This window comes from Halobacillus sp. AWM4_238, assembly GCF_056158265.1.
The window spans coordinates 1,912,215-1,927,840 of the sequence record NZ_JBSWSY010000002.1; the positions used below are offsets into that span (position 1 = coordinate 1,912,215).

13 protein-coding genes are annotated in these 15,626 nt (G+C 41.0%); 1 reads left to right on the forward strand and 12 read right to left on the reverse strand.

Going from position 1 to position 15,626, the window contains the following annotated elements:
* Positions 1–43: 43 nt before the first annotated feature.
* The 12 genes from ccpA to ACXACN_RS09910 form a co-directional block, all read right to left on the reverse strand.
* Entirely contained in the window at positions 44–1,042 is a 999-nt protein-coding gene (gene ccpA / locus ACXACN_RS09855) for a catabolite control protein A (protein ID WP_474964116.1), read from the reverse strand.
* Between the two features lie 304 nt (positions 1,043–1,346).
* Positions 1,347–2,405, reverse strand: a complete 1,059-nt coding sequence (locus ACXACN_RS09860; RefSeq protein ID WP_474964118.1) for a bifunctional 3-deoxy-7-phosphoheptulonate synthase/chorismate mutase — start codon at positions 2,403–2,405, stop codon at positions 1,347–1,349.
* Positions 2,406–2,602: 197 nt separating this feature from the next.
* A complete protein-coding gene (ytxJ, locus tag ACXACN_RS09865; protein ID WP_474964121.1) occupies positions 2,603–2,920 on the reverse strand; it encodes a bacillithiol system redox-active protein YtxJ in 318 nt (105 codons plus the stop codon).
* 61 nt (positions 2,921–2,981) lie between these two features.
* Positions 2,982–3,404, reverse strand: coding sequence for a YtxH domain-containing protein (locus ACXACN_RS09870; RefSeq protein WP_474964122.1), 423 nt, complete (start codon positions 3,402–3,404; stop codon positions 2,982–2,984).
* Between the two features lie 14 nt (positions 3,405–3,418).
* The gene (locus tag ACXACN_RS09875; protein ID WP_474964124.1) at positions 3,419–3,838 is read right to left on the reverse strand and encodes a DUF948 domain-containing protein; all 420 of its coding nucleotides are present in this window, start codon (positions 3,836–3,838) and stop codon (positions 3,419–3,421) included.
* Between the two features lie 418 nt (positions 3,839–4,256).
* Positions 4,257–5,552, reverse strand: a complete 1,296-nt coding sequence (gene murC / locus ACXACN_RS09880) for a UDP-N-acetylmuramate--L-alanine ligase (RefSeq protein ID WP_474964126.1) — start codon at positions 5,550–5,552, stop codon at positions 4,257–4,259.
* A gap of 197 nt (positions 5,553–5,749) precedes the next feature.
* On the reverse strand, positions 5,750–6,865 hold the full coding sequence (locus ACXACN_RS09885; RefSeq protein ID WP_474964128.1) for a nicotinate phosphoribosyltransferase: 1,116 nt from the start codon (positions 6,863–6,865) through the stop codon (positions 5,750–5,752).
* 106 nt (positions 6,866–6,971) lie between these two features.
* Complete coding sequence (locus ACXACN_RS09890; protein WP_474964129.1) at positions 6,972–9,959, reverse strand: DNA translocase FtsK; 2,988 nt, start codon at positions 9,957–9,959, stop codon at positions 6,972–6,974.
* A gap of 152 nt (positions 9,960–10,111) precedes the next feature.
* Positions 10,112–10,717 carry a YtpR family tRNA-binding protein gene (gene ytpR, locus ACXACN_RS09895; RefSeq protein WP_474964131.1) on the reverse strand — a complete coding sequence of 202 codons (606 nt, stop codon included), beginning with the start codon at positions 10,715–10,717 and terminating at the stop codon, positions 10,112–10,114.
* 3 nt (positions 10,718–10,720) lie between these two features.
* Positions 10,721–11,539 (reverse strand): DUF1444 domain-containing protein, encoded by an 819-nt coding sequence (locus ACXACN_RS09900; RefSeq protein WP_474964132.1) that lies wholly within the window; start codon positions 11,537–11,539, stop codon positions 10,721–10,723.
* A 334-nt stretch (positions 11,540–11,873) separates the two neighbouring features.
* On the reverse strand, positions 11,874–12,191 hold the full coding sequence (locus ACXACN_RS09905; RefSeq protein ID WP_474964134.1) for a thioredoxin family protein: 318 nt from the start codon (positions 12,189–12,191) through the stop codon (positions 11,874–11,876).
* Positions 12,192–12,225: 34 nt separating this feature from the next.
* Positions 12,226–13,254, reverse strand: coding sequence for a PTS sugar transporter subunit IIC (locus ACXACN_RS09910; RefSeq protein ID WP_474964136.1), 1,029 nt, complete (start codon positions 13,252–13,254; stop codon positions 12,226–12,228).
* A gap of 191 nt (positions 13,255–13,445) precedes the next feature.
* Here ACXACN_RS09910 and ACXACN_RS09915 point away from each other — a divergent pair, with 191 nt between their 5' ends.
* Positions 13,446–15,605 (forward strand): methyl-accepting chemotaxis protein, encoded by a 2,160-nt coding sequence (locus ACXACN_RS09915; RefSeq protein WP_474964138.1) that lies wholly within the window; start codon positions 13,446–13,448, stop codon positions 15,603–15,605.
* Positions 15,606–15,626: the final 21 nt, after the last annotated feature.

Consider the following 15,626-nt stretch of genomic DNA (forward strand, 5'->3'; position numbering starts at 1 on the left):
CTCCTCAGTTTCGAACAAGTACCTTATAGTACATATATCGGTACTATTTCTGCTGAGTTGAGTTTCTTTCGATAATTCTATGCGGTAAAATAACGTTCTGCTCTTCCACTTCTTCTTTATTCATGAACTTCGTGAGTAGACGCATAGCCACAGCACCAATATCATACATAGGCTGTACCACTGTAGATAGCGTAGGACGGACCATGGTAGCTAGACGAGTATTATCGAACCCGAAGACTTCCATATCCTCTGGAACACGAATGCCGCGGTCTTGTGCCCCGTGTATAACACCAAGAGCCATCTCATCTGAAGAAACGAAAATAGCCGTTGGCTGGCTGTCCATCTCTACAATCTGTTCAAGTGCTTCAAGTCCAGAATCGTAGGAATAATCTCCTGTAACCATCCACTTTTCTGGCTGGTCTTCACCACTTTCTTTCATGGCACGCTTGAACCCTTCTACTTTTTCAGTATTAATGACCGTATCTTCAGGTCCTGAGATAAATGCGATTTGTTTGTTGTTCTCAAGCAAAAGCTTTGTTGCATCATAAGCCGCTTCTTCATAATTAATATTTACAGATGGGGTTTCTTTTGTCTGATCCACTGTGGCAGCAAGAGCAATTGGTACAGAAGATGTTTTGAATTCACGGATGTGATCTTCTGTAATATCTCCGCCCATGAAGATCAGGCCATCTACTTGTTTCCCTAACATGGCATTGATTAAGTGAAGTTCTTTATCTTTATTCTGATCGGAGTTACTCAAAATAATATTGTAATTGTACATGGTCGCGATATCTTCAATTCCACGCGCTAGCTCGGCAAAGAAAATACTGGAGATATCAGGGATGATCACTCCAACGGTCGTTGTTTTCTTACTTGCTAATCCACGAGCAACAGCGTTCGGTCGGTACCCCAGTCTTTCAATGGCATCATGTACTTTTTTCCGGGTGGCCGGTTTTACATTCGGGTTTCCATTAACCACCCTTGATACCGTTGCCATCGAAACATTTGCCTCTCTTGCTACATCATATATTGTTACATTCATCATGCATCCTCCTTCATCAAATCCAAGCGTTCATTTTTGTTCAATAGGATAATCATACGATAAATCGCTTACCCGCGCAATATTCGTAGTTTTTCTCAGTATTATTATACCCTAAATATTATAACGGATAGCGGTTTCGCTGCAAAAGGATAAGATATAGTAAAACTCCATAAATAAGTCATCCACAGAATCGTCCTATGAGTGTTCCTGAAAAACACAAAAAAAGTTAGGCGGGGTAACCAGCCTAACTCTTTTTATCATTTGATTTGCCTACTATCGTACTCGTTACATTTGAGGCTTTAAATTACTTTTTTAATTCTTCCATGAAAGAATGGAAGGTAGGAATATCCATTTGTTGTGCTGAATCTGACAGGGCAACAGCTGGATCTGGGTGAACCTCCGCCATAACACCATCAGCACCGATGGCTAGAGCAGCTTTTGCAGCTGGAAGCAGTAGGTCACGTCGTCCGGTAGAGTGCGTGACATCCACCATGACAGGCAAGTGAGTTTCCTGCTTCAAAATTGGGACAGCAGAGATGTCAAGGGTGTTTCTTGTGGCTTTCTCGTACGTTCGAATGCCACGCTCACAGAGGATAATATTTTCGTTTCCTCTCGAGATGATGTATTCTGCTGCATTAATGAATTCAGAGATTGTAGCAGACATTCCTCTTTTTAATAGGACTGGCTTATTCACAGAACCCGCTGCTTTAAGAAGTTCAAAGTTCTGCATGTTGCGTGCTCCGATTTGAATGACATCCAAGTAATCCAACGCTTCTTCAAGATCCGCAGGGTTTACAATCTCACTGACGACTGCCAAATCTTGTTCGTCAGCTGCTTGCTTGAGCATTTTCAAACCTTCGATACCCAGACCCTGGAAGTCGTAAGGAGACGTTCTCGGTTTGAAAGCACCTCCACGCAATAGTTTAAGACCCTGGTCTTTCACAGCTTTTGCGACCGTTGACACTTGTTCATAACTTTCTACGGAACAAGGTCCCATAATGAAGGAAGGTGCTCCACTTCCTACCTTCTCTCCTTTAATTTCTACAACAGTGTCTTCAGGTTTCTTCTTCCTGGATACAAGAAGGGCTTTCCTGTGATCATCTTCTTGAAGCTCCAAGGCTGCTTTGAATATTTCTTTGAATAAGTGAACGATTGTTGAATCCTCGAAAGGACCCTTATTATGTTGAGACAGCTGATTGAGCATTGCTCTTTCCCTTACTGGATCGAAGCGGTTCATCCCTTGCTGCTCTTTGATTTGACCAATTTCCTTTACCAGATCACCGCGTTTATTGATTAAATTCAGAAGCTGTAAATTAACCTCATCTAATTGGCTACGTAATTGGTCAAGATTTTGATTACTCATTATGTTCGTCCCCCTACAAAGAATTTTAATGTTATGAAATGGATAATTACTTAAAGAATTAGGGACAATTATAGCTAATATTTAGACAGATGTCACCCCTAAGAAAAGGTTTTTATGAAATTCTTTATGTAAAAGTTTGCCTGAAAGGTGGTGAGCGAAACAAAAAAAGGCCTGTTTTTTCGCAGGCCTTGTGGAAACTATACTCCTAATAATCTTTCTTTTGTAATTGCCGAATGACTGTCATGCCAAACAGCTTCTCCTTCTTGAAATTGAATGACTTGAGGAGACTCGTGACGGATTCCTGTGAATTCAGCAATATGGTTAGATAATCCTCTTGATTCCTGTACATAAAGAATAAAGCATGGCACAGATGTCTCTTCAGCAAAACGATCGAATTGCTGCTGAGCAGCTGAACTGATCGGGCAGGTTAGACTATGTTTTAGTAAAAAAAACTCCTGATTAGCTTCCAGGGTGTTGATAAATTCGTCATTGTTTTTAATTACTTCTTTATTCAAGTTTAGTCCTCCTTCAACAGAAAAGATGAAGGTTGCCGTTCAACCTTCATCTCACTTTTCATTATAAATTAGATGATGTCGTGGAATCTTGTTGCTTTTCAAGCTCTTGTGCAGCTTCTTCAATAGCTTCTGCTACTTCTTGAGCTGCTTTTTCTGCTTCATCTTCTTCGTTAGTACGGAAGCCCTTCACTTTATCTTTTACAGCTCCACTGAACTGCTGTGATTTTTCTGTTACGTTTTTAGAAAGCTGAGAGGAAGATTCTACGGCTTTCTCTTTCCACTCCCCGCTTTTTTCATAAGCGACGTCTTTCCATTCGCCTGCACGCTCTTTCCATTCACTAGAGCTGCTGTTGATATTTTCTCTAAGTTCACGTCCGGACTTTGGTGCGAACAGTAAGGCTACGGCAGCTCCAACGAGCCCACCAATTAAGGAACCTAGTACGAAATCTTTTCCATTTCCATTTTGTTGATTTTTTTGACCCATAACTGAATTCCTCCTTAAGATTTAGTCTCTTCTTTCTTCGCTTTTTTCCATAAATTGATGGCAACTTGCCCCCATTTCATGGCTTGAGCTGCTGTATCCGTGTTATCCTGGGCTGACTGGGTTAGCCCTTTGGATACAGACCGAATGGACTGATTGAACTCTTGAACTGTGTCACCAATACCTTTGACTCCGTCTACTAAAGTATTCAACTTCTGTGACTTTTCTCCGACATCTTCAGCCAATTTATTGGTTTTATTCAAGAGCTCGGTTGTCTCTAGGGTGATTCCTTCCATTTGCTTCTCCACACCCTCAAGTGTGTCAGCAACGTTGTTCATTGTACGGCGCACGGCCGTGAGTGTCCTCGCCAGAAATATGACAAGAACAGCAAAAGCCACTGCTGCAATCAATGCAGCAATGTACAGAATAATAATCATTCCCCCTGCACACTCCTTCTTATGTAATCAACACAGTTTAGTTTATTCCCTAAACGGGCATTTCTAAACGTGGTGGCTTCTATAAATGGACTAATTCGCTATTCAATCTCCAAAATCCTTCAACATTTGGGCTATTTGTTCAAAAAAGTTTCCTTTTCCATTTTTCCTTCTATAAAAATATCTTTTTAGTAAGAGAAAAGTTCTAAACCGTTGCTTTTCCGAGACGGTTGTATTTAGGTGTAGCCGCTCTAAATTACGAAAATTCCTCACGGTGAAAATCTTCCGACAGTGGATAATATAAATAAGAAACCGAGTCCTTAAGGAACAGAATTCAGTCCAATAAGTCGGCCAGTTGACCCTCCAGAACATTCTCTTAGAGTAAAAAAACATGCGACTTTGTTACAAGCCGCATGTTTTTTTACTCACTGTGTTTTTCATAAGCTTCTTGGAATTTTTGAATGTCTCCCGCTCCCATAAACAATAGAACACCATTGTCATGCGCTGAGAGTTGTTCAACTTCCTCCAATTGTAATACACGAGAGTCCGGGATCAGTTCTTGCAAATGATTGATGGTCAACTTCCCTTCATTTTCTCGTGCGGAGCCAAAGATATCGCAAAGATAGACTTCATCCGCTTCGTTCAGACTTTCTGCAAATTCATTTAGGAACGTTTTCGTTCTTGTGAATGTATGAGGTTGAAAGATAGCGACTACAGGACGGTCCTTATACTTTTTACGAGCGGTCTCGATCGTAGCGGTAATCTCGATTGGATGGTGTGCATAATCATCTACTAATATCTGATCATGCCACTGTTTTTCTGTAAACCTTCGTTTGACACCCTTAAAAGTAGCAAGCTTCTTTATTTCCTCTGGCTGCATGTTTTCATAGTGACACAACGCTATGACACTTAACGCATTCAATACCGTGTGGTTGCCAAACTGAGGAATGGTAAAGGTATCATAATAATTGTTCCTTACAAAAACATCAAAAGAAGTACCTTCTGAGGTTTCGGTTATGTTCTGAGCTTGGAAATCATTGGTATCTGCCAGTCCATAATACAGAACCGGTACGTTTGCTTGAATGTGTTGAAGATGCTCATCGTCTCCACAAGCAATGATTCCCTTTTTCACTTGTTTCGCCATTTCCTGAAAAGCCTGGAATACATCATCGACACTACTGAAATAATCAGGGTGATCAAAATCAATATTGGTCATGATGGCATAATCCGGTTCGTATGAAAGAAAGTGACGTCGATATTCACATGCCTCAAAAGCAAAATACTGACCATTTTCATGGCCCTTCCCTGTACCATCTCCAATAAGATACGAAGTTGGGTAGTTTTCGGATAAGACATGAGCCAATAACCCGGTCGTTGAGGTTTTGCCGTGAGCTCCCGTAACTGCAATACTGGTATAGTTTTGCAGCCACTCTCCCAGAAATTCATGATAGCGATAAAATGACAACCCCTGCTCTTTTGCTTCTAGAATTTCCTCATGATCATCACTAAAAGCATTTCCGGCAATAATCGTCAATCCTTCTTGAATGTTTCCCTTTGAAAACGGCAATATTTCTATATTCTTAGATTCTAAAACTTCTTGAGTGAAAAAACGTTTTTCAACATCTGATCCTTGAACCTTCTCACCAGAATCATGAAGAATCTGGGCAAGCGAACTCATTCCTGTTCCTTTGATACCAATGAAATGGTAAGTTGTCATAAACAAGAACCTCCAAAATAAAGTGGGTCACTTTAAGTATAGTATATGTAATATTCATGGATATGCGATTTAAAGTTGCATATAAGAAAACCATGCATTTGCATTTCCTAATCATATCACGGAATGGACTGCAGAAAAAGTAAATATGACCCAATCAAAAGGCACAAACAAACGTCGTCCGTGCCTTTCTCAAGCGATCATTCCTCTGCTCCAGTATATTCAACATATTCCAGGCGTGGATTATGCTTGTACCTTCTACCTTCTTTCGCTTCTGGTTCACCATCAATTAATACATTGTCCCCAGTAAAACCTATTCCGATTTTCAACAAACTCCCGCCGACGCCATACATATCTACAGGTACTTTCTTTTCTTCAAATGCCCGGATTCTTTCTTTCGTAAATCCTCCGCTGACAACAATTTTCACATGCTTGTACCCTTCTTGATCCAGGGCACGTCTAAGGGCGAAAATCAACTCAGGATTCACTCCCCTAGGGTCAAAAGTACCCATCAGATGCTGATTTCTTAAGAAGTATTTGTCCACTAAGTTACGCGAAGTATCCAGACGGACACCTTTTAATACATCGCCAAATTCCCGAGCGACCTTCAGAGAATCTGTAATGACATCATTGTTGTAATCCACTAGAGCCATCAGCTGGTCATTTGGAAATTGTTGATGGTAAGCTTTCGTAGCGGCTACAACGTCTCCTTTAAACATCTGGATAAGGGCATGAGGCATAGTTCCCATGCCTTCCTTCCCCCACCATTCATTCATCGCATGCGTCGCTTGAGCAGTAGAGCCACCGATGAAGGCAGAATACCCGTCTCCCGATTGCTGCGTGAAGTGATCATCACGATCACCCATAAAAATGATTGGCTTTTGCTTCCCGGATGAACGAGCTGCTTTGACGACATTATACACATTGGTGGCGACAGAAGTTCTTCTCGCCAATATCCCGTCAATGATCCCTTCTAAGAACCCAAAATACTGATAAGGTCCTGTCACTGTAAGTACCGTTTCATAAGGACTGATCTTATCTCCGTCTTTCAGAGAATGAATTTCAAGCTCTTCCGGGTGCTCGGCGAACGTATGAATTAATGCAATGACTTCATCGGTTCCACATAATACTGCATGATCCTTTTGAAAGAATTGCATCGTTACTTTATTATCAGGTAAATGATTTTCTACAATATCTCTTGTCTTTAAAAAGTAAACAGCAGAAAACCAGCCTTCCTCTACACGTTCATCAAACTTAAACGTCTTATTTGTTAATCGGCTGATTTCGCCATTCAACTTCAGTGCTATTTCCTTCATGGCTTAACTCCTTAAACATAGAGGTCATGATCACTCTCATTTTCATTCATTGTTAATCATATAAAATTGAGAAGTTTTGCACAAGGTTTTTGCCGAAATGATGGATTCACTCCATCATTTCTTCAATTTGCTGCCTCGTTAATAAAATGTCTCGCGGCTTGCTACCTTTTTGTTCGGATATAATCCCATACGCTTCCATTTGGTCAATTAATCTGGCCGCACGATTATACCCTACTTTGAACCGGCGTTGAATGAGGGAAGCACTCGCACCGTTCTGCTCGACTACAAAATCTACCGCTTCGTCAAATAAAACATCGGTTTCTTCTTCCGTTGAAACCTGCTTCATCAACTCTTCTTGGTGGAAGAGGTATTGAGGCGGAGCAATCTTCTTAACATAATGGGTTACCCTTTCAATCTCATCATCAGAGACGAAAGCTCCCTGGATCCGAACCGGCTGCCCTGAACCATTCTCAACAAACAGCATGTCCCCCCTGCCAAGGAGTTTTTCAGCCCCGCCTGAATCAATGATTGTTCTCGAATCCACTTGGGATGAAACACTAAAAGCAATTCTTGTCGGTATGTTCGCTTTGATCAACCCGGTAATGACATCAACAGATGGACGCTGGGTTGCTAACAGCAAGTGGATACCACATGCTCTTGCTTTTTGTGCAATGCGGCAAATAGCATCTTCGACATCTTGTGGGGACACCATCATTAGGTCAGCCAGTTCATCAATGACAATAACTAGGTAAGGAAGCTTTTCAGAATCTCTCTGCTGCTTCTTCATTTTTTCATTGTATCGTTCAACGTCACGCACGCCTTCTTCTACAAACTTCTCATAACGGTCTTCCATTTCTTTGACAGCCCACTTCAATGCGGTTGTAGCCGCTTTAACGTCTGTAATTACTGGGGACACAAGGTGTGGAAGATCATTATAAGGTGCAAGTTCAACCATTTTTGGATCGATGAGCAAAAATTTCACATCTTCATGGTGGGCTTTATATAAGAGGCTGATCAAGATGGTATTGATACACACACTCTTTCCTGAGCCCGTAGCGCCAGCAATTAATCCATGAGGCATTTTCTTAAGGTTCGTAACGATGGAATCTCCACCGATATCCAAGCCTAAACCGACACTCAAAGGAGAATCGTCCTTTTGGAAAGCGTCCGACTCAAAAATTTCCTGCAAACCGACCATCATGGATTGCTTATTTGGAATTTCGATTCCCACCGCTTGTTTCCCTGGAATTGGTGCCTCAATTCTAATATCTCTGGCAGCCATACTAAGTTTGATATCATCGGACAAGTTTGTAATTTTACTAACCTTAACCCCTGGCTCCGGCTGCACTTCAAATCTTGTGACGGTTGGGCCTTTCATTGCATTTACAACTTTAGCACGCACATGGAAGTGTCTGAGTGTCGTTTCAAGGAGCTCCATCTGTTCTGTAATCCAACTATCATCTAGAGACGTAGGACGAACCGGATCTTCAAGCAAGTGAAGTGGTGTATGATACTCTGTTCTCCTGCTTTCTTTTTTCTCATCGATGGTTACGGATTCACCTTTTTGTGGTTCAGACTTCTCCTGTTGTCTGTTTTGTTTTTTATCCTGATCTCGATTTCTTTTGTCCCTTGGCGTCATAAGGACATTAAAAGGCACACTACGTTTTCGACCTTCGTTAGTCTTTACAGGTTGACTGTTATTTGAATCCCTTTTGTTTTCTGTTTGATTTATTAATGGCTCTTGTTCTTCCCTCTTAGGTTTTTCCACTTCTGCTTGTTGATACATTGGCGTTTTTTCCTCGGAAGTTTCAGATGAGATTAAGCCACCCTCTTCAGAACCTTTGGATTTCGGTTGTTCATCGCTTTCTTTTTCAAGAGTCTTCTCTTCCCTATGAGATGAGAGAGATTCTTCTTGATGACTAGCTAGTGGATCATGTTCGTCCGTTTGTTCATAAGAATCTAAAGTCTCAGAAGGTTCATGGTCCTCACCACCGAAAATCCCCTTTACACCTTCTGTACTTGTATCAGATTCTTCTTGATCTTTCTTCATATCTTCATTGTCATTATCAAATCCATACTGTTCTCTATGTGTGAATTCATTCTCTAAAACGGAATTTTCCTGATTGCCATTCGTTTCTTTATGACTAGTAGAAACTTCAGAAGTGGAGTCCTCACCTTCTTCAAGGTCGTTAGCCTCTTTCATGTCTAAGGATTCTTCTCCTCTTTGAATAGCTTCTTGTAAGGATTCTGAGAGGTTTTCTTGTCTAACTTCTTCTCTTTCAACCTCTTTGTGTTCTTCCTCTTTTCCTGTTTCTAAAGTGAGGTTGTTTTTGACCGTTTGATCGTCATTTGCTTCTTCCTCAAGTGAAGATCCATTTGGATTATCATCAACTTGTTGATTCTCCTCATCTTCGGCGAAAGTAAGCCCCGTATACCCTTTTGATATCTTTGGTCTAAAGTCATTTCGGTCCTCACTTTTCTGCTTTTCCTTTGTTTCCTCAGAAAAGGTGAATTCTGTAGTGGCTGCCTCTTCCCGGTCAAGAATCTTAGGTCGTTTAGAACTGGGTTCTGGCCTGGAGTTTTCTTCATCGACACGTGCTCTCATCCGCTTCCGTAATTCCTGCCACTGCTTTTCATCATTGGAATCGGTAAAGAATTCTGGCTGTGCTTGTTGTTCTTCTACGGCATACTCCAACCTTTCCAAGCCTTTTGTCAGTTGTCTTGCTTGGTAGCCATAAATAGGCGATGGAACATCGGTCGGTGTGAAAGGAATGGATGACGTTTCCGGCAACTCCTCCGGTTCCTTTTCTTTCCTAGGGCGTTTCTGCCTTTGCTGTATTCCCTCCGCTGGTTCCTGTTTATCCACTGTTTTCTTACGTCGAGGACGTTGGTAACTTCCATTTTCATCTTGAGCTTTCCCTGGTGTATCGGGAATGACAGGAAAACGAAATTCCCCTTGTTTCGGATAGCGGTACGTCATTTTTGTTTTAGCGTTTACGTCATTTCTTTCTTCTTTATTATGTAACGGCTCCTGGTCATTTTTCTCTTCTGTATCCAACCATTTTTTCATCTTATTTTTAATGTCTTTCCACATTACGTTCACTCTCTTTTCAGTTTATAAATCACTTATAGGATTATCCCTATTTTAACAGGTTTGAGGCATTGGTTGGTTTACAATCCCTTTAAAAATGACTTTTGAATCAAAAAAGCAAAGCAGCTGGGCTACTTTGCTTATCTTTATCCTGATTAAACTTCAAAAGGCTGCCCGATAACAGCATCTTCGTCAAGAACTAAAATCCCTTTTTCTTTTGGTGCATCCGGTAAATTCAATTCTTTAGCGGAACAAATCATGCCAGATGAAGGAACGCCTCTCAACTCTGCATCTTTTATTTTCATACCGCTAGGCATGACCGCTCCTACTTTAGCAACGACGACTTTTTGTCCCTGGTCGATGTTCGGAGCACCACAGACGATCTGCAATGTTTCTTCTCCAACATCTACTTGACAAACACTCAGTTTATCAGCGTTCTCATGTCCATCTTTTTCCTTCACATATCCAACAACGAACTTAGGACTCAAATCGAAGTCCAGAACATCGTCCAACTGATTTTTTGTGAACAGATCTTTAATTGGGGATAGCATCTCTTCGGTCAAACGCATTTTCCCCTGTCCATCGATGTTGAAATATTTAGAAGCATTGAATATATTGTAGCCTAGCAAAGAGCCGTCTTTGCTATCCGTTATTTTCACTACATCTCCGTAGGCTTCCTGTTTAAAGGTATCACGGTCTCCTTCTTTAATTGGAATGATCAGGACATCGCCAATACCTTGCTTATTGTAAAATACATCCATGTTCTACTCTTCCTCTCGGTCTTTTTTCGGTTTCTTTTGAGCCAGAATGAAGATCGGTTCGAGCTGTTTATCCTCATATAAAAACGATAAGGAGGTAACGGGAACCGTTCCTTCTGCAAAGAATTTCATTGCCATCTGAGCTAATATATCATATCCTTCTGAATTTTGGACATCTGCAAATATAATGACGTCCTGGTGAGGGATGCTGATTGCAAGCTCGCCTTTACATTCGGCTTTCAGCTTTTCAAGGAGGGCTTCATTTAGAATGCGACTTGCATCATACCCATCCCGCGCTGAATGGAAATAAAAGTCATTTCCATATACGGTGTCTTTCTTCATTTCAACTGGAAGAGAACGCACATTAAAACCAGCCACTTCCTTGATCCTTTCTAAAGACCAGCCCTCATTTTCTAACATTTTCTCATCAATCAATTGATAAGATTTGCCTAAATCAAGAGCATAATAGATCCGCGTTTCAGCCGTATGGTCAACATAAATCAACTTTTTCCCTTGTTCCGTTTCTGTCGGAAAAGATGCGGCTCTTATAACAGGGAAAATGTGCTGCTCTTTCCCCGTCAGCTTGTGATCTTCATTCATGACTCGGAGAGCTTCTTTCACATGGTCTTCGAGCTCATCAATAGCTTCTTCCCCACGTGCTTCGTACTTCGAAATTACGTTAGGCAATGTAATCGTAATTCCTTTTCCTGAGTTGCTCCACTCGACACGGAATGTATCTTTATCTCTATTAAATGTCGTCTTCCATTCGTCGTTCGCGAGACGTTCTTCAAGTTTTTTCTTCATTTTAATACTTGTCATCTTCATCTTTTTTCCTCCTTTATTATGGGAAGAAAGAATTTGTTAATTATTTTCGTTTCTTCAAACTACATCGTTTTCTATTATACACATTTCACCCTACATAACAAAAGCACAACGCTATTCAACTAATTGGCAGGTTTCTTGAAGACTCGATTTCGAGATGTTTGTTGAGTGGTTGGGGCTGCGGGGAATGACTCGCTTTCCAGCCCCCCCTAACGCTCAACCAGGCAACGAACCCGGGGAACATCTCGAAACTGAGTCTTCCACAATTGGGAGCTATAGTGATGTAATTAGAATAATAAAAAGAAACAGGCCGCGCTTTGGCGCGGCCTGTTTCTTTTTATTGGTCAATTTTGTTAATGAATTCTTCAATCTCTTCTTTTGTTTTTCGGTCCTTACTGACAAAACGGCCGACTTCTTCACCGTTTTTGAAAGCTAGAAAACTCGGAATGCCGAATACATCGTTTTCTGCACAGATGTGGATGAATTGATCGCGATCGACATATACAAATTTCCAAGCTGAGTACTTTTCCTCCAACTCTGGAAGGAATGGTTCAATTACTCTGCAATCCGGACACCAATCTGCAGAAAATAAGAAAATGACAGATTCATTATTTTGAAGTTCTTTCATTTGTTGATCTGATTCTAATGTAATCATTCCAGGTCACCTCCACTGTTATTCTAGCACACCATCAATCGTATTGAATAATCATATCACCTGGCTGAATCCACCCTTTTCTACGGAACCAAAACGCAACGATAAAACTGATCAGGGCTGGGCCTATAAAGTGAAAAATGATAATAACCCAAAAGATTTCCCAGGAAAAACCCATGGACTCAAAGGTCATGATTTGACCGACAAATCCGCTTGTCCCCATTCCTGAACCGGCAGCATTGTTTTCTACACTTAACCATACGGTTGCTATAGGAGCTAAAACAGCCCCTGCAATCGTTGGAGGAAGAATAATCAGAGGCTTCTTCACCACGTTCGCAATTTGAAGCATAGATGTGCCTATGCCTTGCGCCAGAGCTCCGCCAAACCCGTTGTCTCTATAGCTAATCGTCGCAAAACCAATCATCTGTGCTGCACAGCCTACGGTAGCAGCTCCAGCTGCTACTCCATCTAAATTGAGCATTAATGCAATGGCTAGACTGGAGATAGGAGCTGTCAAAGCCAATCCCATTAACACAGCCACAAGAACTCCCATAATGATCGGTTGTTGTTGTGTTGCCCAATTAATGATGCTTCCTACCCCTGTCATAAAGCGTCCTATCGGTGCCCCGATAGCTGCTCCCACAGCATAGCCCACAATGATGGTAACAAAAGGAGTTAGAATAATATCTATTTTCGTTTCTTTACTAACGATCTTACCGAATTCCGTCGCTAATAAAGCTGCAATAAAACTTCCCGCAGGCCCCCCCAGCTCTGCACCAGAGGCTCCACTGAATAAAGCTGCAAAAATGACAAGAGGGGGTGCTTTCAAACCATATGCGATAGCCGCTCCAATTGCTCCGCCCCATATTTTTGTATCCATTGCAAAAGTACCCATCTCGATAAAAGATTGAGAAAGAATGATAATATCTGTCTGTTCGCCAATCGTTTTAATAATTAGTCCAATAATTAACGAAGAAAAAAGCCCCAATGCCATATAGCTCAATGCTGTGACAAAATAAGCGTGAAAAGACAATTGGACTCCTTTTCTATTTAAAAAAGTAAGCATAGCTCAACCTCCTGATATGACCAAAACTATAATACACCCATTTCTAACAGGTGTAAATACACTTTCACACAATTAAGATAAGCCAAAAGACCCCCTCTATTCACAGTACCCCCTATTGTTTTACTAGATCATTAGTTCTATAATAAATCAGTATATAGAGAAATTTGCGAATATTTAAAAGGAGGAGTCGAATGAAGTCGATTAGAGGTCGGATGCGTTTTCTATTAATCGTAGCGATTGTTGGAACGTTTGCTATCTTTGGTTTTTCTACATATTTCTTTCAAGAACAAAAAGAGATGGCCCAACAAACGAAAGAGATCCAACAAGCACTCGCGGACAGTCAAGAAATCAATTACTTAATGTCTAAAACGTTGGTTGAGCAACAAGAGTTTTTTCATGACCCGAGTGCTGAACAAGGGGAGTCTACAGCAGCCGCTATCCAAGCAGTAAAAGAGACATCGACTAACTTTGCCACATTGTATAAGAGTTTCCCTGAAATTGAAAGGAAATTCATGGATATCACTAAGAAAGCCGTTCAATATGAAGAAGAATTGGGTCCATTAGTTAATATGTACAAATTAGTTGGTTTTTCTGAAGATGAAGGGCTACATCAACACATACAAACGTCTTACGAACAATTCAACGGTGTGATTGAGTCTGTAAATAGTAATCCATTGAAAAACTCATTACTGGCTATGAAGGTAAGCGAAAGAAATTACATTAACGATCCAAATGCTGAACATTTGTCCGAATTCAAATCCAGCGCTCAAAATTTCAACGACATGATAAAGGGAATGGATTTAAGTACCGAACAATCTTCCAGCTTAAACCGGAACCTGTTGAAATATGAACAGACGATTAACTCTATGGATAATACTTTCACACAGGCAAACTCCATCCGATCTTCCTTTGAAACGATTGCACAGGATGTTTCTAGTCAAGTGGATCTCGTCAAGACCACAGCAGATGAATTGAATGCGTCCATGCTTGAGGACCAGAGTCAGCGTCAGCAATGGTTGATCACAGCACTCGCTATGATTGGCGGGACCATTATATTCTTCATTTTGATTACAGGCTTTTTCTTAATTCGCTCCATAAAAAAATCCATCGACAGACTCAAGGAAAGTGCCACAATTATTGGTGAAGGCGATTTGTCTCATCGTGTGGATCTGACTTCCAAAGATGAAATGGCTGAGTTAGGTCTACAGTTCAACCATATGGCTGACAGAATGGAACAGTCCGTACATAAGGTACTTCAAGCCACAGGTGTCCTCAATACTTCATCTGAGAGTCTGGCTTCTATATCTGATCAAACGGCAAATCAAGCAGAAGAAGTGAACGAAGCCATAAGTCAAGTAGCTGACGGTTCTCAAGCTCAAGCTCAACAAATTGATGAAACTCATCAATTCATCCAGCAAGTTTCTGCAGCGATTGCGGATACAAAAGTAGCAACTGGAAAAATAGAATCAAATTTGATAGAAGCAGAAACAGAAGGCCATGCCGGCTTACAAACAGTCGCAGACTTAGAAAAGACATCTAGAGATTTCATCGAACTAGCTTCACATATGACAATAGAAGTACAGAATGCTTCCAAAAGATCCGATGAAGTAAATAAAGTAGTCACAACAATTGAAGGGATTGCGGATAGTACAAATCTTTTAGCCTTAAATGCAGCGATTGAATCAGCAAGAGCTGGTGAAGCAGGAAGAGGTTTCGCTGTAGTTGCCGACGAAGTAAGAAAGTTAGCCGAACGCTCAAAAAGGGAAGCTGGAAGCATTCAAGACATGGTCACAGCCATGTCTTCCCAAATGACGACTCTTTCTGATGAAGCAGAAAAATTTAAACATTTCCAATCCTCGCAGGATGAAGCAGTCATCCAAACGAGAAGTGCTTTTGACCGGATCGCCTCCCATGTACAATCGATGAATAAGCAGATTCAGGAAGTAAATAAAGCAGTTGATGGAGTGGACCAAGTAAATGAAGAAGTGAAAGAAAGATTGCACAGTATTAGTGTCATCTCAGAAGAAGCAGTAGCTACCGCAGAGGAAGTGGCCGCTTCTAGTGAAAACCAATTAACATCGATTGAAAAAGTCCATCAATCAGCTACAGACCTGCAGGGACTTTCTCAAGAATTATCTGCTGAAGTCAGCCAGTTCAATATAAATGAAAATCCAGCATTTGGGGAAGATTTGGTTGACACTCAAGAAGGTATAAATCAGAAAGGTCTCATTAACAATGGATTGAAGAATGCGGAAGAACAATTTGAAACAAGAGATATCAAAGATCGTCCAAATACTGACTCTTTTAGAGAAGATGAATCTATATATGAAGAAGAAAGACTTTCTTCCTAAACACAAGGAAGTCCAGCTAAA

Coding starts and splice junctions, on each gene's coding strand:
- ccpA (WP_474964116.1), bottom strand. CDS start 1,042: ATGAATGTAACAATATATGATGTAGCAAGAGAGGCAAATGTTTCGATG.
- ACXACN_RS09860 (WP_474964118.1), bottom strand. CDS start 2,405: ATGAGTAATCAAAATCTTGACCAATTACGTAGCCAATTAGATGAGGTT.
- ACXACN_RS09870 (WP_474964122.1), bottom strand. CDS start 3,404: ATGGGTCAAAAAAATCAACAAAATGGAAATGGAAAAGATTTCGTACTA.
- ACXACN_RS09875 (WP_474964124.1), bottom strand. CDS start 3,838: ATGATTATTATTCTGTACATTGCTGCATTGATTGCAGCAGTGGCTTTT.
- murC (WP_474964126.1), bottom strand. CDS start 5,552: ATGACAACTTACCATTTCATTGGTATCAAAGGAACAGGAATGAGTTCG.
- ACXACN_RS09885 (WP_474964128.1), bottom strand. CDS start 6,865: ATGAAGGAAATAGCACTGAAGTTGAATGGCGAAATCAGCCGATTAACA.
- ACXACN_RS09890 (WP_474964129.1), bottom strand. CDS start 9,959: ATGTGGAAAGACATTAAAAATAAGATGAAAAAATGGTTGGATACAGAA.
- ytpR (WP_474964131.1), bottom strand. CDS start 10,717: ATGGATGTATTTTACAATAAGCAAGGTATTGGCGATGTCCTGATCATT.
- ACXACN_RS09900 (WP_474964132.1), bottom strand. CDS start 11,539: ATGAAGATGACAAGTATTAAAATGAAGAAAAAACTTGAAGAACGTCTC.
- ACXACN_RS09905 (WP_474964134.1), bottom strand. CDS start 12,191: ATGATTACATTAGAATCAGATCAACAAATGAAAGAACTTCAAAATAAT.
- ACXACN_RS09910 (WP_474964136.1), bottom strand. CDS start 13,254: ATGCTTACTTTTTTAAATAGAAAAGGAGTCCAATTGTCTTTTCACGCT.
- ACXACN_RS09915 (WP_474964138.1), top strand. CDS start 13,446: ATGAAGTCGATTAGAGGTCGGATGCGTTTTCTATTAATCGTAGCGATT.